The organism is Streptomyces sp. NPDC005408, assembly GCF_040606445.1.
In the GTDB taxonomy this organism is placed as follows: domain Bacteria; phylum Actinomycetota; class Actinomycetes; order Streptomycetales; family Streptomycetaceae; genus Streptomyces.
The window spans coordinates 445055-467163 of sequence record NZ_JBEXEX010000001.1; the positions used below are offsets into that span (position 1 = coordinate 445055).

23 protein-coding genes are annotated in these 22109 nt (G+C 69.8%); 6 read left to right on the forward strand and 17 right to left on the reverse strand.

Annotation, left to right across the window (positions count from 1 at the left end; all coding sequences use genetic code 11):
• Positions 1 to 122: 122 nt before the first annotated feature.
• Positions 123 to 392 (reverse strand): DUF1905 domain-containing protein, encoded by a 270-nt coding sequence (locus ABZS64_RS01895; protein WP_355822006.1) that lies wholly within the window; start codon positions 390 to 392, stop codon positions 123 to 125.
• A 174-nt stretch (positions 393 to 566) separates the two neighbouring features.
• Here ABZS64_RS01895 and ABZS64_RS01900 point away from each other — a divergent pair, with 174 nt between their 5' ends.
• Complete coding sequence (locus ABZS64_RS01900) at positions 567 to 3077, forward strand: SpoIIE family protein phosphatase (protein WP_355822008.1); 2511 nt, start codon at positions 567 to 569, stop codon at positions 3075 to 3077.
• 28 nt (positions 3078 to 3105) lie between these two features.
• Here ABZS64_RS01900 and ABZS64_RS01905 read toward each other — a convergent pair whose 3' ends face one another.
• Positions 3106 to 3321: a hypothetical protein gene (locus tag ABZS64_RS01905; protein ID WP_355822010.1), complete on the reverse strand. Its 216-nt coding sequence runs from the start codon at positions 3319 to 3321 to the stop codon at positions 3106 to 3108.
• Positions 3318 to 3557 carry a hypothetical protein gene (locus ABZS64_RS01910; RefSeq protein WP_355822012.1) on the reverse strand — a complete coding sequence of 80 codons (240 nt, stop codon included), beginning with the start codon at positions 3555 to 3557 and terminating at the stop codon, positions 3318 to 3320. The genes ABZS64_RS01905 and ABZS64_RS01910 overlap by 4 nt, the downstream gene beginning before the upstream one ends.
• 114 nt (positions 3558 to 3671) lie before the next feature.
• On the opposite strand from ABZS64_RS01910, the gene ABZS64_RS01915 reads away from it, so the two are divergent.
• Positions 3672 to 4505, forward strand: a complete 834-nt coding sequence (locus ABZS64_RS01915) for a helix-turn-helix transcriptional regulator (RefSeq protein WP_355822014.1) — start codon at positions 3672 to 3674, stop codon at positions 4503 to 4505.
• A complete protein-coding gene (locus tag ABZS64_RS01920) occupies positions 4487 to 4765 on the forward strand; it encodes a DUF397 domain-containing protein (RefSeq protein ID WP_355822016.1) in 279 nt (92 codons plus the stop codon). Before ABZS64_RS01915 ends, ABZS64_RS01920 begins: the two co-directional genes overlap by 19 nt.
• On the opposite strand, the gene ABZS64_RS01925 is transcribed toward ABZS64_RS01920, so the two are convergent.
• Both ABZS64_RS01925 and ABZS64_RS01930 read right to left on the reverse strand, forming a co-directional pair.
• Positions 4716 to 5552 carry a hypothetical protein gene (locus tag ABZS64_RS01925; RefSeq protein ID WP_355822018.1) on the reverse strand — a complete coding sequence of 279 codons (837 nt, stop codon included), beginning with the start codon at positions 5550 to 5552 and terminating at the stop codon, positions 4716 to 4718. The genes ABZS64_RS01920 and ABZS64_RS01925 overlap by 50 nt on opposite strands.
• A 75-nt stretch (positions 5553 to 5627) precedes the next feature.
• Positions 5628 to 6056 (reverse strand): hypothetical protein, encoded by a 429-nt coding sequence (locus ABZS64_RS01930; protein ID WP_355822020.1) that lies wholly within the window; start codon positions 6054 to 6056, stop codon positions 5628 to 5630.
• A gap of 232 nt (positions 6057 to 6288) precedes the next feature.
• Here ABZS64_RS01930 and ABZS64_RS01935 point away from each other — a divergent pair, with 232 nt between their 5' ends.
• Positions 6289 to 7650: an FAD-dependent oxidoreductase gene (locus ABZS64_RS01935; protein ID WP_355822022.1), complete on the forward strand. Its 1362-nt coding sequence runs from the start codon at positions 6289 to 6291 to the stop codon at positions 7648 to 7650.
• Between the two features lie 202 nt (positions 7651 to 7852).
• Here the strand turns inward: ABZS64_RS01935 and ABZS64_RS01940 are convergent, their stop codons facing one another.
• From ABZS64_RS01940 to leuA, 5 genes are all read right to left on the reverse strand, one after another.
• Positions 7853 to 8521, reverse strand: a complete 669-nt coding sequence (locus ABZS64_RS01940) for a response regulator transcription factor (protein WP_355822024.1) — start codon at positions 8519 to 8521, stop codon at positions 7853 to 7855.
• Positions 8518 to 9732 carry a sensor histidine kinase gene (locus tag ABZS64_RS01945; RefSeq protein ID WP_355822026.1) on the reverse strand — a complete coding sequence of 405 codons (1215 nt, stop codon included), beginning with the start codon at positions 9730 to 9732 and terminating at the stop codon, positions 8518 to 8520. The genes ABZS64_RS01940 and ABZS64_RS01945 overlap by 4 nt, the downstream gene beginning before the upstream one ends.
• 63 nt (positions 9733 to 9795) lie before the next feature.
• Positions 9796 to 11889, reverse strand: coding sequence for an MMPL family transporter (locus ABZS64_RS01950; RefSeq protein ID WP_355822028.1), 2094 nt, complete (start codon positions 11887 to 11889; stop codon positions 9796 to 9798).
• Positions 11890 to 12049: 160 nt separating this feature from the next.
• Positions 12050 to 12742, reverse strand: coding sequence for a TerB family tellurite resistance protein (locus tag ABZS64_RS01955; RefSeq protein ID WP_355822030.1), 693 nt, complete (start codon positions 12740 to 12742; stop codon positions 12050 to 12052).
• 234 nt (positions 12743 to 12976) lie between these two features.
• Positions 12977 to 14737 carry a 2-isopropylmalate synthase gene (gene leuA, locus ABZS64_RS01960; RefSeq protein ID WP_355822032.1) on the reverse strand — a complete coding sequence of 587 codons (1761 nt, stop codon included), beginning with the start codon at positions 14735 to 14737 and terminating at the stop codon, positions 12977 to 12979.
• A 384-nt stretch (positions 14738 to 15121) separates the two neighbouring features.
• Between leuA and ABZS64_RS01965 the strand changes: the two genes are divergently transcribed.
• Positions 15122 to 16189, forward strand: coding sequence for a M4 family metallopeptidase (locus ABZS64_RS01965; RefSeq protein WP_355822034.1), 1068 nt, complete (start codon positions 15122 to 15124; stop codon positions 16187 to 16189).
• Between the two features lie 25 nt (positions 16190 to 16214).
• Complete coding sequence (locus ABZS64_RS01970; protein ID WP_355822036.1) at positions 16215 to 16481, forward strand: protealysin inhibitor emfourin; 267 nt, start codon at positions 16215 to 16217, stop codon at positions 16479 to 16481.
• A gap of 43 nt (positions 16482 to 16524) precedes the next feature.
• Here ABZS64_RS01970 and era read toward each other — a convergent pair whose 3' ends face one another.
• The 7 genes from era to ABZS64_RS02005 form a co-directional block, all read right to left on the reverse strand.
• Positions 16525 to 17466: a GTPase Era gene (era, locus tag ABZS64_RS01975; RefSeq protein ID WP_355822038.1), complete on the reverse strand. Its 942-nt coding sequence runs from the start codon at positions 17464 to 17466 to the stop codon at positions 16525 to 16527.
• Between the two features lie 20 nt (positions 17467 to 17486).
• The gene (locus ABZS64_RS01980) at positions 17487 to 18434 is read right to left on the reverse strand and encodes a DUF916 domain-containing protein (RefSeq protein WP_355822039.1); all 948 of its coding nucleotides are present in this window, start codon (positions 18432 to 18434) and stop codon (positions 17487 to 17489) included.
• Positions 18435 to 18509: 75 nt separating this feature from the next.
• The gene (locus ABZS64_RS01985) at positions 18510 to 19886 is read right to left on the reverse strand and encodes a beta-xylosidase (protein ID WP_355822041.1); all 1377 of its coding nucleotides are present in this window, start codon (positions 19884 to 19886) and stop codon (positions 18510 to 18512) included.
• Between the two features lie 180 nt (positions 19887 to 20066).
• Positions 20067 to 20483 (reverse strand): hypothetical protein, encoded by a 417-nt coding sequence (locus ABZS64_RS01990; protein ID WP_355822043.1) that lies wholly within the window; start codon positions 20481 to 20483, stop codon positions 20067 to 20069.
• On the reverse strand, positions 20483 to 20836 hold the full coding sequence (locus ABZS64_RS01995) for a cytidine deaminase (RefSeq protein ID WP_355822045.1): 354 nt from the start codon (positions 20834 to 20836) through the stop codon (positions 20483 to 20485). The genes ABZS64_RS01990 and ABZS64_RS01995 overlap by 1 nt, the downstream gene beginning before the upstream one ends.
• Positions 20837 to 20897: 61 nt before the next feature.
• Positions 20898 to 21050: a hypothetical protein gene (locus tag ABZS64_RS02000; protein WP_355822047.1), complete on the reverse strand. Its 153-nt coding sequence runs from the start codon at positions 21048 to 21050 to the stop codon at positions 20898 to 20900.
• 127 nt (positions 21051 to 21177) lie between these two features.
• On the reverse strand, positions 21178 to 22038 hold the full coding sequence (locus tag ABZS64_RS02005; RefSeq protein ID WP_355822106.1) for a helix-turn-helix transcriptional regulator: 861 nt from the start codon (positions 22036 to 22038) through the stop codon (positions 21178 to 21180).
• Positions 22039 to 22109 lie beyond the last annotated feature (71 nt).

Here is a 22109-nt window from a genome sequence, read left to right on the forward strand (position 1 = left end):
GAGCACAGCATGATGCGGTCGGCTTCGCCCAGCTTCTGGGTGCGCAGCACGACGCCGTCATCACGGAACAGGCTCATGGAGCCATTGTCCCGTACGGACGGCGGCCGACCGCCATCGGATGCTCAATCCTCCACGCGCTCCTCGAGGTGCACGGTCACCGAGTCCCCCGCCTCCTTCCCGATCGCCTTGCGTACGTCCGCCTTCACCGGCAGCTTGTGCGTGCCGTCGCCGAGGGCCATGAAGGAGCTACGGAACGGATGGCCGTCGATCGTCCCTCTGACCTTGACCAGGCCCCGCGTCCCGAAGTACTCGACCGACTCGGGCCACACCAGATACGTCCAGCCGCCCTTCTCAGGGCTCTTCTGCAGCGTCGCGCTGAATTGTTTGTCCATGCAGGTAGGACGGCGCGAGGCGGGCAAACTCATCGCGGCCCTCCGGATCGGGGCGGGGTCCGGTCGGGTTTCGCGATGGAACAATCCATACGAGAATTGGACAAACACCCCTGACGTGCGGGCCACGCCACCATTGCAGCGATCGGGGCCAGCGTGTCGTCCAGCGATAGCAGGTTGAGTGCGCACCCCTTCGACACTACGAACGCCGAAGGCACGGCGGAGCGTGACGATGCGCTGAGCAGAGCCGTCCTCAAAGCCGTCGAGGTGACCGGGGCCCATGCGGGGAGTGTGTTCCTGATCTCGCGCGACCGTCACACGCTGATACTCGCCGCGACGGCCGGGATGCCGCCTTCACTGCTCGGCGGCTGGCGGCGGATTCCTGCGACCAGTCCCATTCCCGTGGCGGAGGCGTTCCGCTCCGGGCGGACGGTTCATCTGGTCGACGGCGATGAGACCATGCGGCGCTTTCCCCAGCTCGCAATGGCATTGCCCTACCCTTTCGGCTCCGCATCCGTACCGGTCGTGGCGGGGCAGCACACCTTCGGGGCGATGGCCGTGGTGTGGGCCGCCGGGTCCGGAGGGACAGGGCTGTCCAAGGCGCAGCGACGGCAGTTGCGCACCACGGCCGCACGCCTCGGCACATCGCTCGCCGGGCTGAGCGCGCGCGGCACCGACGTCGGGTGCGACATGGAGACCCTACCGGTGGAGGTCCCGGTACCTTCCGCCTCTGTGGTGCGGGTAGGCCTTTTCGACTGGAACCTCGAAACCGGAGCCATCGAAGCGGATGCCACGTTGTGTGCGGCCTTCGGCCTTGCGCCGGACGAGTACGACGGACAAGCGGTCACGCTGGAGGCCAAGTTGCACCCCGCGGACCGTCCCGGTTTCCGGTCTGCCGCCCGTACTGCGGTCGAGGAGGGCCGCGTCCTCGCCCAGAGTCTGCGCGTGCCGGAGAAGGGCGGCGGTCACCGCACCATCGAGCTGTGGGGCCGGGTACCTGAACCCGACGCGGACCGGGAGGCGCGGCCTCACCTGGTGGGTGGCGTCCTTGACCTGGGGGCCGGTATGGCCGCCGTCGCGGCGATCGAACGGCTCACGGACGGCTTCTTCTCGCTCGACCGTGAGGGGCGTGTGGCCTACGCCAACCACAGCCTGGTGCGGCTGTTGCACGTACGTCGGGAGGATCTGGTGGGCCGCCGCCCCTGGGAGGTCCTGCCGTGGCTGGCCGATCCGGCCTACGAAGACCGTTTCCGTGCCGCCAGGGTCTCCCAGCAGCCCGTCTCCTTCCTGGCCCAATCCCCCGACCGATGGCTCGTGTTCTCCCTCCGCCCGGACGCGCAGGGCATGACCGGCTGGGCTGCGCCGGCCGGACAGCCGCTCCCGGCCGGGGCCGCGCCCGGAGCACCGCCCGAGGAGGCAGGAGGGGCCGCCCCGTCCTCATCGCGGCCCGTGCCGACACCCCTGGGCGCCATCTACCGCGTCCTTCAGATGAGCAGCGCCTTGACCGAGGCGGTCACCGCGCGCGAAGTGTGCGATGTCGTCGCCGACCAGCTCCTGCCCGCCGTCGGCGGAGATCGACTGGCGATATACGTGGTGCACGAGCGGCACGTACGTCTGCTGTCGCAGCGTGGCTACCGTGAGAGCTTCATGGAGCGGTTCGACGGCATGCCGCTGCATCTCGCCGCCCGGGAGCCCGTGACCGGGGCGCTGACCTCCGGGGTGCCGCTGTTCATCGAATCGCGAGAAGAGTTCAGCGGGGCCTATCCCGAGCTCCGGGCCGATTCCAGCTCCTTTGTGTTCCTGCCCCTGATCGCCTCAAACCGCCCCGTGGGTGCCTGCGTCCTGGGCTTCGACGAGGTCCACCGGTTCTCCGACGAGGAGCGAAGCCTCCTCACCGCGCTGAGCGGGCTGATCGCCCAGGCGCTGGAACGTGCCCGGCTCTACGACGCCGAATTCACCCTCGCCCGGGGTCTGCAGAACGCGCTGCTTCCGCACCGACTGCCCACATTGCCGGGCGTCCACATCGCCGGCCGGTACGTGCCCGGTACCCGCGGGATGCACATCGGCGGCGACTGGTACGACGCGATCCCCACCGACCGCGGCGTCGTGCTGGTCGTCGGAGACGTCGAGGGCCACAACGTCGCCGCCGCAGCAACGATGGGCCAGCTGCGAAGCGCGGTACGGGCCTTCGCCTCCGCGGGCCACCGGCCCGGCGACGTGATCGCCAGCACCAACCGGCTGCTCATCGACCTCGACCCCGGGCTGCTCGCCAGCTGCTGTTACGCCCTCCTCGACCCGGGTACCGGAGTCACTCACGTGGTCCGCGCAGGCCACTGCCTGCCCCTGCTGCGCAGGCCCGACGGACACACGGAGATCCTGGATCTGTCGGGTGGCCCGCTGCTCGGCGTGGAGCGCACCGCCGACTACCCGGAATCGGAACTGAGTCTCCTGCCCGGCTCGGTCCTGGCCCTCTACACGGACGGACTGATCGAGACACGTGACTCCGACATCAGTGTGGGCATGGACCGACTGCGGACCTCGCTGGCCCATGCCGGTGCGGGCTCCCTCGAAGAACTGGCCGACGCCCTCCTGCGGGACGCCCGCCAGTCTCCGAACCGGACGGACGACATCGCATTGCTCCTCACCAAATACACCCATGCCTCGCGGCCGACGTCCCCCGCCGGGTGAGCAGAAGCAGGCACCCGGGCGGGCGGCGTCAGGTCACCTCCCCCCGGCTGCGTGCGTTCACATACGCCGTCGTCGCGCTGATCCGCTCCGCCGCGGTCGCCGGCCGCACCTCGTCCGGCTCGCACTCCCACTCCCGGCCCCCGCCGACCGGTCTCAGCAGCAGCCGCGGCCCCGCCTCCCCCATGAGCCGGCCCACCTGGCCGGTGCGGATGTCGACGACGTACGTCCCGATGGGCGGCGTCACCGTGCTGCTCCTCCTTCCTTCGGCAGTACTGCCGTGAGCATGCGGACGATGTCGATGGTGCAGCGCCCCAATTCGACCAGGGGACAGGGCGCCTCCCGTGCGTACGAAGCGGGCTCCAGACGCAGCGACGGCAGGGTAATGCCGGACCGTTCCAGGGCCGTACGCAATTTGTTCACAGCTTCCTCCGCCTCTTCGATGCATTCCATCGAGTGCCGCGGGTTTTCCTTGCTCGCCATGGCTTCCCTTCCCGATCCGATTTCACGTTTCGCATTACAACGGTGACGGTGCGGAGCTACTCTCGACAGAGGTATGCGCACTACAACTGGGCAGCTGCACAAGGGGTTTGATCCATGGCCAACGGTTCACGGCAGGCGGCTTGGGAGTTCTTCGGGACCGAGTTGAAGCGGCTCCGGGAGCATGCGGGATTCACACAGTCGGCCCTGGGCGCGCGGGTTTTCGTGTCGGGCGGATACATCGGCCAATTCGAACAGGCCATTCGGAAGCCGCAATTGGATGTGGCGCAGCGGATCGATGAGACGCTGCAAACCGGAGGCTTTTTCGAGCGGATGTGCCGGAAGCTGATCAAGGAGGAGCGGTACGCGGACTACTTCGCGCACGCGGCGGAACTGGAGCGGCTCGCTACAGAGATCTGCGAGTACGCGCCGGCGGTGGTCCCGGGTCTTCTCCAGACCGCCGAGTACGCCCGCGCCGTCTACCTGGCGAGCAACCCGCTCGCCACCGACGAGTACATCGAGGAGATGGTCAGGGTGCGCATGGACCGCGCCCAGATCCTCAAGGACGCTACACGGCCCGTGTATTGGGCGATCCTGCACGAGACCGCGCTGCGCATCCCGGTCGGCGGCCCCGCCTCGATGGCCCGGGAGCTCTACCACATCGCGGCCATGGTGCGCGAGCACAAAGCGCTGGTGCAGGTGCTCCCCTTCGCGGCCGGGGCCCACCCGGCGATGGGCAAGATGATGGCGCTCATGGAGTTCGAGGACGCCCCGCCAACTGCCTATACAGAGGCGGTGTTTTCGGGGAATCTGCTGGACGATCCGGCGGTGGTGAAGCGAACGCAGGCGCATTACGATCTGCTCAGGGCCGCCGCACTGTCGCCGGAGGCGTCCCTGGCCCTGATCGAGTCGGCGGCGGAGGACTACAGACGATGCGAGAGTACGACTTGAGCACCGCCCGGTGGCGCAAGAGCACGTACAGCGGCGGCGACGGCGGCGAGGATTGCGTCGAGGTCGCGTACGACTTCACCGGCGCCGCCGCCTGGCGTAAGAGCACGCACAGCGGCGGCGACGGCGGGGAGTCGTGCGTAGAGGTCGCGGACGGCTTCCCCGGCGTCGTCCCCGTCCGCGACAGCAAGAACCCCGCCGGCCCCGTCCTCGTCATCGGAGCCGCCAGTTGGACCGCTTTCGTCGAGGGTGTTCGCCGCTAGGTGGCGTCATCTCCACGTCCTTGTTGATGGCGCGGGCCATGATCACGCCGATGAGGATCAGCCCGACGCCGAACCAGGACGCCGCGGCGTCGAAGATCAGGGAGACGACGCCCACCGGGATGATCAGGCTCGCCAGCGGGATCAGCAGATTGCGGACCGGCGGTGGGGGTCCGCCGGTCCGGCTGCGGACGACCTGGGGGTACCACTCCGAGAAGCTCATCGCGGTGACGATCGCGGCGATCTGGATGATCCATACGGTCCAGAGGTTGTCCGGATTGTGCAGGACGAGGTCGCCGAAGCCGCCCGCGAGGGCCGCGACGAGGAAGGCCGTTCCCCAGACCGCGGTGATCACATCGTTGGTGTGGAGGAACTCGGGGGACTTCCAGTACTCGGGGCCGACCCGTTCGCGTCCGTACTGCATCGTGAAGGGGACTCGTACGGCGATCGAGCCGAAGGCGATGACCACCAGCGCGAGGTTGGAGAGCTCGCCCGCGTATGTCTCCAGCCATCGGTGGGTGCCGGGCGAGGAGGCGGCCCCGACGGCAGCCAGGACGGCGAAGAAAACGACGTCCGACACCTCGAGGATCTTGAGCGAGGTGCCGCGGTGGAGCATGCGCGCCGCGAAGAAGAGCGCCACCGAGACCGCAAGGGCGAGGCCCACCGCCAGTTCGAAACGGCCCGGGCCGACGAGGACCGAGAAGATGATCCACGGGGACATGCCGACGATCGGGCTCTCCAGCGCGGCGGCGAGACGGCCGCCGGGTGCCGTGCTTGAGACAGCTTTCATGGCGGGGGCCCCTTCGCCGGGCAGATCCTCCTGGTTTCCAGCGTGCCGCGAGATCCCCCGCCGCGCTACAGCGGTTCAGATGTCGCGCGGGGCGTCGACGATCTGGGAGAGCGCCACGGTCAGGGCGTTCTCGCGGGTGAAGACGTCCACCGCGCCCAGGCGCCCCAGCCACTTGCGGTGCATGACGGGTTCCACCTTGTCGGCGACGGCCTGGAGGTAGAGGTCGAAACCGGCCCAGTTGTTGCCGGGCTCGACCTTGCCGAAGTACGGGCCCATGTCGGTGGCGGCGATGGCGGTGCTGGTCTCTTTCCACAGGTCCCGTACGAACTCGCGGGAGACCTTGATGTCCTCGCTCGTGCCGAGCCGGTGGACATGGCCGCCGATGTACGTGTCCAGGTCCGTACGGGCGAGCTGGTCGTGGGCCCGCAGGACGCCGGGGACGCTGTCCGCGGTGCCCCAGGCGCGGAAGGGCGCCGAGCCGGGCATCACGACTGTGTCCTCCACCGGCCGGGGGTGCCGCGGATGGCCTGGGAGTGGGCGGTTAGGGTGTCCTTACCCCGCCCCTCCCGGGCGCCGGGCCATAGATCAGGCTTATGGGTTCATAGGTACAGGGCGGGTACCGCGGTGGGAGTGCCGTTGCCAGGGTGGCGTACGAGAGCCGGCTCCCTCCGCACGCGCGCGGGCCGTCTCACTCGCCGGGTCACGCCCAGTGGACCTCGTTCGAAGGGAACCATTCATGCCCCGCCCTCTGCGGATCGCGATCGTCGGTGCCGGCCCCGCCGGAATCTACGCCGCCGACGCCCTGCTGAAGTCCGAGGCCGCCGTCGAGCCCGGCGTCTCCATCGACCTCTTCGAGCGGATGCCCGCGCCGTTCGGTCTCATCCGCTACGGCGTCGCGCCCGACCACCCGCGGATCAAGGGCATCATCACCGCCCTCCACCAGGTCCTCGACAAGCCGCAGATACGCCTCTTCGGAAACGTCGACTACCCGAGCGACATCGGCCTGGACGATCTGCGTGAGTTCTACGACGCGGTGATCTTCTCCACGGGCGCGGACGCGGACCGCGACCTCGACATACCCGGCATCGAGCTGGACGGCTCGTACGGCGCCGCCGACTTCGTGTCCTGGTACGACGGCCACCCGGACGTGCCGCGGACCTGGCCGCTTGAGGCGGAGAAGGTGGCCGTGCTCGGCGTCGGCAACGTCGCGCTCGACGTGGCCCGCATTCTGGCGAAGACCGCGGACGAGCTGCTGCCGACCGAGATCCCGCCGAATGTCTACGACGGTCTGGCCGCCAACAAGGCCCTCGAGGTCCATGTGTTCGGGCGGCGCGGCCCCGCGCAGGCCAAGTTCAGCCCGATGGAGCTGCGGGAGCTCGACCACTCGCCGAACATCGAGGTCATCGTCGACCCCGAGGACATCGACTACGACGAGGGCTCCATCGCCACCCGCCGCGCCAACAAGCAGGCGGACATGGTCGCGAAGACGCTGGAGAACTGGGCGATCCGTGACGTCGGCGGCCGGCCGCACAAGCTGTTCCTGCACTTCTTCGAGTCCCCCACCGAGGTCATCGGCGACGACGGCCGCGTGGTCGGGCTGCGTACGGAGCGCACGCAGCTGGACGGCTCGGGCAACGTCACCGGCACCGGCGAGTTCCGCACCTGGGACGCGCAGTCCGTCTACCGTGCGGTCGGCTACCTCTCCGACGAACTGCCCAAGCTGCCCTTCGACTTCATCAGCGGCACTGTGCCGCACGAGGGCGGGCGCGTCATCGAGGACGGCGAGCACCTCCAGTCGACGTACGTGACCGGCTGGATCAAGCGCGGCCCGGTCGGCCTTATCGGCCACACCAAGGGCGACGCGAACGAGACGGTCGCGAACCTGCTGGACGACCACGCGGGCGGGCGGCTGCACGCGCCGACCGCACCGGCCGAGGATGCGGTCGTCAACTTCCTCGAGGGGAAGGGCATTTCGTACACCACGTGGGAGGGCTGGCACCGCCTGGACGCGGCGGAGCGTGCGCTGGGCGAGGCGGAGGGCCGCGAGCGGGTGAAGATCGTGGAACGGGACGCGATGCTCCGGGCGAGCGGCGCGTAGCCCTGACGGTGCGCCTCAAACGCCGGCGGGGCTGAATTTCAGCCCGTCCGGCGTTTGAGGACACGCCCGAAGGGCGTACGGGGTCTGGGGGCCTGCCCCCCACGCGGCGGAGCCGCACATGTCACAGCCGGGATGGGGGGACCTCCCACGGCCGCCAGGCCGTAGGGGGAGGGCGGGGTGGGGAACAAGCCCGCCGCAGGCGCTACACGTCGCCCGGGACCACCAGCCCCGACTCGTACGCCACGATCACCAGCTGCGCCCGGTCCCGCGCCCCCAACTTCCCCATGATCCGGCTTACATGCGTCTTCGCCGTCAGCGGACTCAGCCCCAGCCGCTCGCCGATCTCGGAGTTGTTCAGACCGCGCGCCACCAGCGCGAGGACCTGGCGTTCGCGGTCCGAGAGGCCGTCCGGGCCGCCCATGGCCGGGGGTTCGTCCGGGATGCGCAGGACGCGGGCGATCAGCCGGGACGTCGGACCCGGCGAGAGCAGGGACTCCCCCGCCGCCACTGTCCTGATCGCCGCGAGCAGTTCGGCCGGTTTCGTGTCCTTCACCAGGAAGCCGGACGCGCCTGCCCGCAGCGCCTCCAGGATGTGCTCGTCGGTGTCGTACGTCGTGAGGACGAGGACCTTCACACCGGCGAGGTCGTCGTCGGCAGCGATGAGGCGGGTCGCCTCGATGCCGTCCATTTCGGGCATACGGATGTCCATGACGACGATGTCCGCGCGTTCGCTGCGGGCCAGTTCGACGGCCTCCGCACCGGTGCCGGCCTGGCCGACGACCTCCATGTCGCGGGCGGACTCGACGAGCATCGCGAACGCGGCGCGCACGAGCCGCTGGTCGTCGGCGAGAAGGACTCGGATCACGCTCATGCGGTGGCCTCCGATGACTGGAGCGGCAGGGCGGCCGCGACCTGGAACCCGCCGCCGTCGCGCGGCCCGGCTGCCAGTGTGCCGCCGACGCTGCGGGCGCGCTCGCGCATCCCGACGATGCCGTAGCCGGAGCCGGCGGTGGCGCCGGGGGCGGTGCCGTCGTCGGTGACGGTGACGCGGAGGCGCCCGTCGGCGGCTTCGACGGCGACGCGGATACGGACACCGGGCCCGCCGTGGCGCACGGCGTTGGTGAGCGACTCCTGCACGATCCGGTAGGCGGCGGCCTCCACGGCGGGCGGTATGCGGTGCTCTCCGGTGCGTACGTCCAGGTTCGCCTCTGCCGCCCGTACGAGATCGGGCAGCGACGCCAGATCGGGCAGCGGACCCACCGCGTCCGGGCCGTCCGCCCGCAGCACCTCCAGGGTGGTACGGAGCTCACCGCGGGCGGTCCGGCAGGTGTCGGCGATGTCGTCGAGCGCCTTGGCGACGGCGGCACGGTCGAGACGGTCGGGATCGACGGTCAGGACGTGCGAGGCGACGGATGTCTGCACGCCGATGAGGGTGATCGAGTGGGCGAGCAGGTCGTGCAGATCCCGGGCGATACGCAGCCGCTCCTCGGCGACGCGGCGTGCGGCCTCTTCCTCGCGGGTGCGCTCCGCGCGCTCGGCGCGGCCGACGACGGAGGCGATGTAGCGGCGGTAGACGCGTACGTCGACGCCGAGGACGAGTACGGCGAGGATCCATCCGGAGGTGCGCAGCGTCTCCAGGCCCTGGTGGGTGTCGACCTTGAACATGATGGCCACGGCGGTGCCGATGACGCCGGTGCCGATGAGGAAGGTGTGCAGGGGGCGGGCTGTGGCGGCGACGGTGTAGAGGGCGAGGAGGGAACCGGGGAGGGGAGCGAAGTGGGTGTTGTCGGCAGCGTGGTACGGGATGATGCAGACGAGCACGGCGAGCAGCACGGGCACGGGCCGGCTCCGGCGCCGGGCGAGCGGCACGACGCTCCCGCCGAGGAGAACCCAGCCGAGGGCGTCGGGCGGATGGCCTTCGCGGACGGTGAGCGCGAGGACGACGGCGAGGACGCCAATGGCGGCGGCGAGGACGGCGTCGTTGCGGGTCCGGTGCGGGACGGTGAGGGGGTCGCGACTCACGGCGGTGAGGACGCGCTCCCCTAGGCGGGGGGCTGGGGGGCGGGTCTGGGGCTGCTGCACGGGTCCATCCTCCGGTGTCTTGGGGGCTTTTCCCCACCCCGCCGCAGGCGCACCCCGCACCTCTCAGACCCGCGCCACCGGCTCCCGACGCCGCGGCCCCTCCACCGGAGCCACCCGCGCCCCCCGGCGCGCCAGCGCGCCCGGCCACCAAACCGCCCGCCCCAGCAGCAGGCTCGCCGACGTCACCAGGTACGTCCGCACCAGGAACGTGTCCAGCAGCACCCCCACCGCCACCACGAACCCCATCTCCACCATCGTCACCAGCGGCAGATTCATCAGCACCGAGAACGTCGCCGCCAGCACAATGCCCGCCGAAGCGATCACCCCGCCCGTCGTCCGCAGCGCCGTCAGCGCCGCGGCCCCCGGCTCCGCTCCCGACAACGCCTCCTCCCGCATCCGGTGCATCAGGAAGATGCCGTAGTCGACGCCGAGCGCGACCAGGAAGACGAAGGAGAGCAGGGGCAGTCCCGGGTCGACCCCGGTGAAGCCGAAGAGGGGGCCGAAGACCAATCCGCCCAGGCCCATCGCCGCGCCCCACACCGCGACCACCGCGACGACGAGGATCAGCGGGGCAACGAGGCTGCGCAGCAGGGCGATCAGGATCAGCAGCACGGCCGCCAGCACCAGGGGGATGACGATCAGGCGGTCACGCGTGTTGGTGTCGTCCAGGTCCAGTTGCTGCACGCTGGGGCCGCCGACGTACGAGCCGTCCAGTCCCGCCCGCAGCGCCTTGATCGTCGCGGTCTCGCCCACCGTCTCCGGCGCGTCCTTGGCGAAGACGGAGAGTTCGGTCCAGCCGCCCGCACTCCGCCCGCGTTCGGCACTCGCCACGCCGTCCGTCGCACGGGCCGCCGAGAGCACCTCATCCACCCACCCCGCCGGCGCGACCACGCTGATCGGCCGGCTGCTGCGCTCGGGGTAGGCGTCGGCCAGCGTCCGCATCGCCGAGACCGACTCGGGCCGCTCGGTGAAGCTGTCCTCCTGCTTGAGCGTCCCTGGCAGATTGAACGCGCCCAGCGCCAGCGCCCCGAGCAGCACCGCCCCGGAGGCGAGCACGGCGACCGGCCGCCGCCCCGCCGAGCTGCCGATCGCTGCGAACAGCGACCGGCGCTGCTTCGGCTCGCTCCCGTACGCCGGAATGAGTGGCCAGAAGACCCGGCGTCCGAGCAGCACCAGCACCGCGGGCAGCAGTGTGAGCATCGCGGCGAGCGCGCCCACCACACCCACCGCGCCGACCGGACCGAGTCCGCGGGCGCTGTTGAGGTCGGCGGCCAGCAGGCACAGCAGCCCGGCCGCGACCGTCCCGGATGAGGCGAGGACGGCGGGGCCGCAGCCGCGCAGAGCGGCGCGCATCGCGTCGTACGACTGCGGGTGGCGGCGCAGCTCCTCGCGGTACCGGGCGACGAGCAGCAGCGCGTAGTCCGTGCCCGCCCCGAAGGCGAGGACCGTCATGATGCCCGCGCTCTGGCTGGTGATGGTGAGGTCGAAGCCCTGGACGAGCCCGTAGATCACGGCCCGCGTGGTGAGCGCGGCGACGCCGACGACGAACAGCGGCACCAGCCACAGGAACGGACTGCGGTACGTGAGGATCAGCAGGACCGCCACGACGAGCACCGTCGCGATCATCAGCGTCCCGTCGATGGAGTCGAAGACCTCGCCCATGTCGGTCTGGAGAGCGCTCGGTCCGCCGACCTCGACGCTCAGCCCGTCGCCGCCGCTCACCGTTGCCCGTATGTCTTCGACGAACGCGGTCCGCGCCTTCTCGTCGTCGCCGGGCTCGGTGCTGGACACCGGCACCATCAGGGTCGTGCCGTCCTTGGACGGGATGGTCAACGGCCTCTTCCCACCGGCCAGTTGATGTGCGGACGCGATCTCGCCCACCTGCCAGTCCGCGGCGGCACGGTCGGCCGCGGTCAGTCCGCCGTCGCGGTGGTAGACGAGGACGAGCTCGGTGGACTCGCCGCCGGGCAGCTGCTGCTGGATCTTGGCGACCTGGGTGGAGTCCGCGCCTGCCGGGAGATAGTCCACGACGTTGTCGCGCTGTACGTCGCCGAGCTTGCCCGCGAAGGGGCCCGCCAGGGCGATGACGGCGATCCAGAGCGCGAGCACCGCCCAGGGCACGGCTCGGCGGCGTTTGTTTGCGGGCACGGGCCCCATGGGTGTCTCCCCTTCATCACGGGTGGTGTCCGGTGTCGGATCCGATCACCAGACTCCCGTCGGGGAGTGCTCAAAACGTCGCACGTGCGGCGGAGATGGGCCCTACTGCCCAGGGCGGCACCGCCCTTGCAATACTCCCCGGGGAGTACGCCGAAGGGTTCTAGAAGGGCGTGCGCGCCGCGGCCAGCAACCGCGCCGTATCGTCCGCGCACAGCTGCAGCGCCGTACCGACCGTGGTCAGCACCTCCCGCTCCGCCGGGCTGTAGGGCCCGTCCGCGAGCGCGATCCGCGCCCCCTGAACCAGGATCGACTCCCGCCCCGCGGGCGCCAGATGGGGTGCGAGCGGCTCCAGCGCCTCGTGCAGTTCGATGGCGAGGGCCGCGCCATAGGGCCCGCTGTCGGTGACAAAGCGGCCGGTGTCTGCGGCGAGCGCCTCGATCAGGCCGGTGAGCTGGTCCTCCGTGCAGTCGTCGAGCCCGGCCGCGCGGACCGTGGCGACGGCGGTCTCCCGGACCGGGCGGGAGGATGTGCCGCCGGAGGCGAGGACGGCGAGGGCAACGGTGTGGACGGCGTCACGGAGCATCGCGGAGAAGCGGCCGGTGGTGGGATGGTCGAGGGCGTCGGTGCCGAAGTGGCCGTGGCAGGCGGCGCATTCGACGACCGGGCCCGCGAGGCCGCGCGGCAGCAGGGGAACACCGAGCAGGGTGAAGCGGCGGCGGCCGGTGCGCCGGCGGTAGTTGCGGTCGCCTCCGCAGTCGGGACAGAAGAACTCACCGTCCCCCACAGTGTTCCAAGAGGTATGAACGCCACAGACCAGCAGTTTTCGGCCGAACGGTCCCCGGTCTGGCTGCACGTCGACACCTCCGTAACTCCCCCGTAGCCCTTCGGGCACGGGGGTGCCCCCACGGCAACATTGCCGCGTTGGCGTGATGTTAGCCACATGGATGATGTCGCGTCAGCACCCCGGCGGCAGTACGCCAGGACATGGCCGATTCCCTCGCCCCTGCGCTCGCACGCACAATCGCCGGACGGGCTTGTTTTCAAGCCCGTCCGGCGATTGGGGACCGGAGTCCGGAGGTCCGGTGTGTCAGCGCGCCGCGCGGTTGACGGCCGAGACGACCGCCTTCAGCGACGCACGCGTCGTGTTCGCGTCGATGCCGATCCCCCACAGCACCTGTCCGTCGATCGCGCACTCGATGTACGACGCGGCCTGCGCGGACGCGCCCTCGCTCATCGTGTGCTCCTGGTAGTCCAGCAGCCTCGCGTCGACGCCCACCGCGCTCAGCGCCTCGAAGAACGCCGAGATCGGGCCGTTGCCGGAGCCGGTCAGCACCGTCTCGGCGCCGTCCACGACCGCCTCGACGGTCAGCGTGTCGATGCCGTCCTTGTCGGTGGTGGTCTGGCCGGAACGCAGCTGGATACGGCCCCAGGCGTTGTCCGGGTTCGGCAGGTACTCGTCCTGGAAGACCGACCAGATCGCCTTCGGCGTGACCTCGCCGCCCTCGGAGTCCGTCTTCGCCTGGATGATCTTCGAGAACTCGATCTGCATCCGGCGCGGCAGGTCCAGCTTGTGCTCGTTCTTCAGGACGTACGCGATTCCGCCCTTGCCCGACTGGGAGTTGACCCGGATGACCGCCTCGTACGAGCGGCCGACGTCCTTGGGGTCGATGGGCAGATACGGGACGGCCCACTCGATGTCGTCCACGGTCTTGCCCTGGGCGGCCGCGTCGGCCTCCAGCGCGTCGAAGCCCTTCTTGATGGCGTCCTGGTGGGAGCCGGAGAAGGCCGTGTAGACCAGATCGCCCGCATAGGGGTGGCGCGGGTGGATCTCCATCTGGTTGCAGTACTCGCTCGTACGACGGATCTCGTCGATCTGCGAGAAGTCGATCTGCGGATCGACGCCCTGCGAGAACAGGTTCATGCCCAGCGTCACCAGGTCGACATTGCCGGTGCGCTCGCCCTGCCCGAACAGACAGCCCTCGATACGGTCGGCGCCGGCCATGATCGCCAGCTCGGCGGCGGCGACGGCGGTGCCGCGGTCGTTGTGCGGGTGGACGGACAGGCAGACGAACTCGCGGCGGGTCAGGTTCCGCGACATCCACTCGAAGCGGTCGGCGTGCGTCGACGGGGTCGAACGCTCCACCGTGGCAGGCAGGTTGAGGATGATCTCGCGACCGGCCTCCGGCTGCCAGACGTCACAGACGGCCTCACAGACCTCCAGCGCGAAGTCCAGCTCGGTGTCGGTGAAGATCTCCGGGCTGTACTGGTAGCCGAAGGTCGTCTCCGGGCCCAGCAGCTTCTCGGCGTACTCCATCACCAGTCGCGTGCCGTCCACGGCGATCTGCTTGATGTCGTCCTTCGAGCCGCGGAAGACGACCCGGCGGAAGGTGGGCGCGGTGGCGTTGTACAGGTGCACGGTCGCGCGGTGGGCGCCGACGATGGACTCCACGGTGCGCTCGATCAGGTCCTCGCGCGCCTGGGTCAGGACGGAGATCGTCACGTCCTCGGGGATCGCGCCCTCTTCGATGATGGAGCGTACGAAGTTGAAGTCGGTCTCGCCGGAAGAGGGGAAGCCGACCTCGATCTCCTTGTAGCCCATGCGTACCAGCAAGTCGAACATCTCGCGCTTGCGGGCGGGCGACATCGGGTCGATCAGGGCCTGGTTGCCGTCGCGCAGATCGGTCGACAGCCAGCGGGGGGCCTTGGTGATCCGCTTCTCCGGCCAGGTGCGGTCGGGGATGTCCACGGCCTCGTACGTGCCGTACTTGTGGATCGGCATCCCGGACGGCTTCTGGGTGTGGGTCGCGTTGGTGACGGGCGTGGGGCGACCGACAGAGTTGTCAGACATTGCGTAGGGCTCCTCGGGGTCCATCAAGTAGGACGGCCGACTGAGTCGAAGCAGCACCAGATCCCGCGGGGAGGGGGTCGGCCTACGACTACAGGCCCTCGCCGCGGCAGCTAAGAAGAAGCAGCCCGAAACGCATGATGCGGAGCAGCGTAGCCCAGAGAGGGCGGGGACGGCGGTGCCGTATCAGTATGCGGGACACGACTCCATAAACGGACAAATAGTGACGTACCACACTTGGGCGGCACATCGGCGGCCGTCGGCGGCCCGCACAGCGGTACATCAGCGGCCGGTGTCGCGGACCGCAGTCCTCCGTTATCACTCCATTTCACTAATCATGGTGGCAACTAGTGACAGTGTCATGACGCAGTGCCACAGTCCGGTGGCATGGACGCCAACGCCCGCCGGGTGAACCCGGTCTTCTGCACCATCGTGCCGCCCCATGTCCTCGACAAACTGGCCCGCTCCGATGACCCCGCGATCGCCGATCCCGCCGCCCGCACCCTCGAGCACGACGCCCTCCAGCGCACCCGCCGCCGTCTGACCACGGTCCGCGGCCTCGCGCCGAGCGTGAGCGGCACGGTCTCGGACAAGCCGAACCGCACGATCTACGACGCCGGGCACCGCGAGACCATCCCCGGCACGAAGGTGCACGCCGAGAACGACCAGCCCGCGACGGACGCCACCGTCAACCGCGCCCACGCGGGCCTCGGCGCGACCTTCGAGCTGTATCTGAAGGCGTACGGCCGCCACTCCATCGACGACTCCGGCCTGCCGCTCAACGCGACCGTCCACTACGGCGAGAACTACGACAACGCCTTCTGGGACGGCGAGCGGATGGTCTTCGGCGACGGCGACAACGATCTGTTCCTGGACTTCACGCTGCCCGTGGACGTGATCGGGCACGAACTCACGCACGGCGTCACGCAGTACACCGCGAACCTGGAGTACTTCAGCCAGTCCGGCGCGCTCAACGAGTCCGTCTCGGACGTCTTCGGCTCGCTGATCAAGCAGTACTCGCTCGGCCAGAGCGCCGACCAGGCCGACTGGCTGATCGGCGCGGGACTGCTGGGACCCAATGTGTCGGGCGTCGCGCTCCGCTCGATGAAGGAGCCCGGTACGGCGTACGACGACGACGTACTCGGCAAGGACCCGCAGCCCGCGACGATGGAGGACTACGTAAAGACCGGTCGCGACAACGGCGGCGTCCACATCAACTCGGGGATCCCGAACCACGCCTTCTACCTGGCCGCCACCGCACTGGGCGGCAATGCGTGGGAGCGGGCGGGCCAGATCTGGTACGACGTCCTGACCGGCGGGGAGCTCTCCAAGACCGCGCAGTTCGCCGACTTCGCCGCCCTGTCGGTGGCCGCGGCCCGCGCGCGCTACGGCGAGGGCGAGGAGCAGGAGGCGCTGCTGAAGGCGTGGTCCCAGGTCGGGGTGCCTACCAACTGAGGCGTTCTCGTACTAGACAGGACCCATGCGTATCCAGGTAAGGCGCACAGGGGGATTCGCCGGCATCGAGCGGTTCGCCGAGGTGGACACGTCCGGGCGGGCCGACGCGAGCGAATGGCAGGCCCTGGCCGAGCAGGCGATGGCCGGCGGCCGGGGCACGCCGCCTGTCGGCGTGCCGGACGGGTTCGCCTATCAGATCACCGTCGACGGGCGGACGGTCCACTGCGCGGATCCTCGATTGTCTCAGGCGCAGCGCGAGCTGATCTCGCGGGTGCTCAAGGAAGGTGCGTGACCGGTCCGGTCGCGGGGCGTGATGCGACCGGATCCGGAGCGCGTCAGAAGCCCAGTTTGCGCAGCTGCTTCGGATCCCGCTGCCAGTCCTTCGCGACCTTCACATGCAGGTCCAGGAAGACCGGCGTGCCCAATAGCGCCTCGATGTGCTTGCGGGACTTGGTGCCGACTTCTTTCAGGCGCTTGCCCTTCGGGCCGATGATGATGCCCTTCTGGCTGGGGCGCTCGATGTAGACGTTCGCGTGGATGTCCAGCAGCGGCTTGTCCGCCGGGCGGTCCTCGCGCGGCAGCATCTCCTCGACCACCACCGCGATCGAGTGCGGCAGCTCGTCCCGTACGCCTTCCAGCGCCGCCTCGCGGATCAGCTCAGCGACCATGACCTGCTCGGGCTCGTCCGTGAGGTCGCCCTCCGGGTAGAGCGTCGGGCCCTGTGGCAGCAGCGGGATCAGCAGGTCGGCCACCAGCTCGACCTGCTTGTTGCCGACCGCCGAGACCGGGACGATCTCCGCCCACTCCATGCCAAGCTCCTGGCCCAGCCGGTCGATCGCGATGAGCTGCTCGGCCAGCGTCTTGGAGTCGACCAGGTCGGTCTTGGTGACGATCGCGACCTTCGGGGTCTTCTTGATCCCCGCGAGCTCCTTGGCGATGAAGCGGTCACCGGGGCCGAGCTTCTCGTTCGCCGGCAGACAGAAGCCGATCACGTCGACCTCGGCCCAGGTGGTGCGTACGACATCGTTCAGCCGCTCGCCGAGCAGCGTGCGCGGCTTGTGCAGTCCTGGGGTGTCGACCAGGATCAGCTGCGCGTCCGGGCGGTGCACGATGCCCCGCACGGTGTGCCGGGTCGTCTGCGGCCGGCTGGAGGTGATCGCCACCTTCTGGCCGACCAGAGCGTTCGTGAGGGTGGACTTGCCCGCGTTGGGACGGCCCACGAAGCAGGCGAAGCCGGCCCGGTGGGGGGCGTTGTTCTCTTCAGTACGAGCGCTCATGGCGCCCATTCTCCCTGATGTCACGCGCCCTCGGTTACGCGCGCCCTGCGACGGTGCACCCTGGCCCACACCCCGGCCCCCGCCAGAACCGCCGCGAGCAGCAGCGCGACCAGCCACGGCAGTGCGAAGAAGGAGACCCCGGCCGACTCGCTCACATCACGCGCACTGGCGGTGAGCTTCACCTCGCCCCACTCGAGCTGGGGCGCGCCCGACCAGTGTTCGGTGAGGCGGATCTTCTGGCGCGGCAGCAGCTCGGAGGGAATGCTCTTCAGGTCGCGGCTGAGCAGATCGCGCCCGAACAGGCCCTCGGCCTTGAGGGCGACCTTGGGGTTGAGGGTGACGTTGCCGCGGTTGTAGAGCGTGTACGAGATGAGCGCACTGCTCTCGCCCGTGCCCGGGACGAGCGGCTGATCGTGGCTGAACGTCACGTCATCGACGGAGAGCGCGGCCACGGTGGAGCCGCCCACCCGCAGATAGATACGTGCGCCGACGGCCTGCTGGATGCCGACGGCAACCGAGCCGGTCGCCGCGCCGATGCGCTCGTCGAGGGCGACCAGGGCGCCGGGGTGGTCGCCGGGTTCGGCACCCTCGGGGACGGTGAGGGTGTACGGCACGGTGGCGGAGCTGTTCGCCGGGACGGTGACCCGCTCGCGCTCGGGCTTGGCCCATGCGCCGACACCGCGCTGCTTCTCACCGCGGGTGCGTACGGCGAAGCCGCCGTCCCGTTCGGTGTTGTACGCGTCGGCCGCGTACAGCCGGAAGGTCAGCGGGGCCGAAGTCTTGTTGGTGACCGTCACCTGGTCGGTGAGGGTCGTTCCTGGATCGGCCGAGAGATAGAAGTACGGCCGCCCGCCGAGCTCGGAGGCGGCCGGGTAGACGGACCAGTTGCCGTTGTCGGCGGCGCGCGCGTCCGGGGCGGCGCACAACAGGGCGATGAGGCCGAGCAGGATCACGTACAGCTTGCGCATGAAACCCCCAGGGACGAAGCAGTGCCGGGACCCCTTGGGCGGGCCGACCGGGTGCGCGCCCGGCCCGCTGTGCGGTCAGGTGAGGGTGAGGGTCAGCACGCCGGAGTACGCGCCGGGGGCGGTGTACGCCGGGACGTTCAGCGAGACCTTCGCGTCCACGGTGAACTCACCTCCGGTGAGCGCCCCGTTGGGGGTGGAGGCCAGGGTCGCGCCCGCGCTGCCGACGGCTCCCGCCGAACCGGCCGCACAGGCGCTGGGACTGCCCGCCTTGGTGGTGCAGGCCGGTGTCCAGCCGAGCCTTCCAGCGTCGATCTTTCCGCCGGGCCCGGTGAAGTCGGTGACCTTGCCGGTCAGGGACCAGCCCGCGGGACCGCCGCGGAAGTCCTTGACCGTCACCGTCTTCAGATCGCCGGTGGATGCCCCGCCCGTACCGAAGTCGACCGCCGACATGGCGACGGTGTCACCGGCCTGAGACATGGACAACGTGCCTGCCGCGACGGAGGAGTTGAGCTTCTGGCTGTTGCCGGGCAGCGGTGTGTCGTCGATGACGGTGTACGCCGCCGGGCCCGCGCCCTTGTCGGCCGACCAGGCAGCGCCCTCGTACGCGACGATGCCGGTGGTCGCCTTGTCGTTGACCACGAGTTGTGCCGTGAACCCGCCTGCCGCGTCGGCCTTGAAGGTCAGCTTGTCTGCGGTCTCGGCCGCTCCGGCCCGGCCGGCGACGGTGATGTCGGCGAGCGGAGTGAACTTGGCGCCGGTGACGGTGACGCCGTCGCCGGGCTTGCCGGAGGCCGTGGCGAGCTGGATGGAGCGCTCATTGGCCCCGGGCTGGTCCGTCGCGGTGACCGTCTCGGAGACGGGGGCGGGTGGATTGGTGACCGTACAGGGAGTGTCCAGCTCCATGATGTAGCTGGTGTGGATGTTGTAGTCGCCGGGCGAGAGGGTGATCGAGCCGGGCGCGGTGAGCGTGAAGGTGCCGGTCATCGAGAACGGCGGGAAGGCTCCCTTGCCGGGGACCGGCGGGTTCTTCTTGGGTCCGGTGACGGTGACGCTTCCGGTCTGGGCGCCGCCGAGGGCGACCTTGCCGCTGGGCGTCATGATGTCGGCCGGGAGGGCCAGATCCACCGGGTTGCTGGCGGCCGGCTTGGTGACGGTGTAGGTGACCGTGACGGTGTCGCCGACCTTCGGTGCGGCGTTGTCGACGGTTATCTCGGCGGTCGTGGTGCCGTCGATCGGCGGGATACCGGCGATGGGCGGCGGTACGCAGTGGGTCGCGAAGTCCACCGGTGCGGATGCGGCGGCCAGCGCGTGCGCGGGCCCGGCGAGTGCAGCCGTACCGGCGAGCAGGGCGACCGCTCCCAGTGCGGCGGTCCAGCGCCGCCCGCGGCCGGTGGATCGGCCGATGGATCTTCGGGTGCTTCGGGTTGCTGATCTTCGGGTGGCTGTAGCCATGATTGCCCCCTTCTGAGGAATACCGGGGGCCATTGACCTGTCAGGGCCGGAAGAAGTCAATGGAATCGAAATGCACCGTCTGATGACCCATCAGATACTGTCAAGATCCGTATTTCCGCAGGCAGGAAGGGGAACCGGCGCCACCGTTTGATGACGCCGACTCCTGTCACATTCGTGCTGTCACACCTGAAGAGTGTCCGCTTGTGCAGTCCGGCGTTTGCGGTATCGCCCGACGAAGAGGGCGGCTCCGACAGCCACGTAGAGGATGCCGAGCACCCCGGTCGTCAGACCGAACCAGGAGGCACCACGGCCGAGCGCCAGATCCCGTACCGCCGCCCCGCCCATCCACAGACAGACCACCGCCAGCAGCACGCTCGCGACCGTCTGCGCGGTCCGCGCCGCGCGCTCGCGTCCGTAGCGTTTCAGCAGGTCGCCCATCGCAAAGCAGCCCACCGCGAAGGGCCAGACGTCGATCGCGTCCAGCCTGCCCGTGATGACGCCCTCGACAACCTTGCCCACCCCGACGACGGCGGAGCTCACCAGGGCGACCCAGGTGAACACGCACGGAAGCCGGCCCTCCTTCGGGGACCTGCGCATCAGCCCGCCGCGACCGAGGACTTGAGCTCCCCGTCGGGACCGGCGAGCAGCACCGGGGTCCCGGGCCCGCCCAGATCACGCACCGCGGCACGGTCCGCGTCGGAGGCGGCGTCCGCCTCCGAGACGACGGCCGCGGCCTCCAGGGACTGCGCGCCGCTGGCGACTGCCATGGCGACGGCGGTCTGCAGCGCGCTCAGCCGGAGCGACTCCAGAGCCACGGTCCCAGCGACATAGGTACGCCCGGTCTCGTCCCGTACGGCCGCACCCTCGGGCACACCGTTGCGGGCCCGGGCGCTGCGCGCCAGCGTGATGATCTTGCGGTCCTCGGGGCCGAGGTCGGTGCTCTGCGTCATGGCCCGAGCATAGATCGGCCGCCCGGCACGGAGCCGGGCGGCCTGTCAAAGCGGCAGGGGCTCAGCCCTGGACGCCCTTGACGAACTTGTCGCCGATCCGCTGGACCAGGTCCTCGAAGTTCTTCTGCGCGGCGGCGTCGCCGGTGTTCACGTACGCGACGCGAGTGGCGCCGGTGCCCTGGTGGGCCACCAGCAGATTGGCCTTGATCTCCATACAGCGGCGACGACGCCGCGCATACGGAAACTCATAAGTGGTAACTCCCCTTGAATCGGGCTCAAAGCGCTCGCGGGGAGCTTCCCCCCTCCCCTATTGACGGGCAGAGAATACACAGAAACCCAGGTCAGCCCGCCACCGGATACATCGAGCCCCGCCGGCCCTCCGGGCTCGCGAGCCACTCCAGTTTCCGAGCCGTGTCCGCCTCCGGCAGCGGAGTGTGCATCACGATCGCCAGATCCGGGCGGGCCGGTACGCGCAGCTGCGTCGACTCCACGAACAGCGTCCCCACCAGCGGATGTTCCATCTCCTTGCGTACCTGGCCGCCGGGCGCGATGTCGCGCCGCTCCCACAGCTCGGCGAACTCCTCACTCGCCTCCCTCGCCTCCTCCACGATCGACTGGAAGCCGTCGTCGTCGGGGCATTCGGAACACGCGGCCCTGAACTGTGCCACGACATAAGGGGCGTTCTGCTCCCAGCTCTTGGCCCGGGCGCGGTAGATGGGGTCGGTGAAGAAGGCGATCAGACAGTTCTGGACGAGGCCGGGGCGCATGCCGAGGATCATCCCCGCGGCGTCGTTGTACATGATCGTGTTCCAGTACGCGTCCATGATGTGCGCGGGGAACGGCATCCACGCGTCGATCAGCCGCCGCAGTCCGGCGCACATGTTGGCGTCGCCCGGATCGACTTGGGGCGCGGGCGGGTTCAGCCCGGCAAGGACGTACAGATGGCGGCGCTCGACACTGCTCAGCCGCAGCACCCGGCCCACCGAGTCCAGGACCTGCGGCGAGACGGTGATGTCCCGGCCCTGCTCCAGCCACTGGTACCAGGAGACGCCGACACCCGCGAGGACGGCGACCTCCTCCCGGCGCAGTCCCGGCGTACGACGGCGGGCTCCGCCGTCCGGCAGTCCGGCCTCGGCCGGGCTGATCCGCGCCCGCCTGCTCATCAGGAACTCGCGCAGCTCACCGAGGCGGTGCGCCTTCATCGCATGGTGCTCGGCCGTCGTGGCCAACGTACTCCCCCTGTCCGTCTGCCTGGTGGTGCGACCAACAGGAT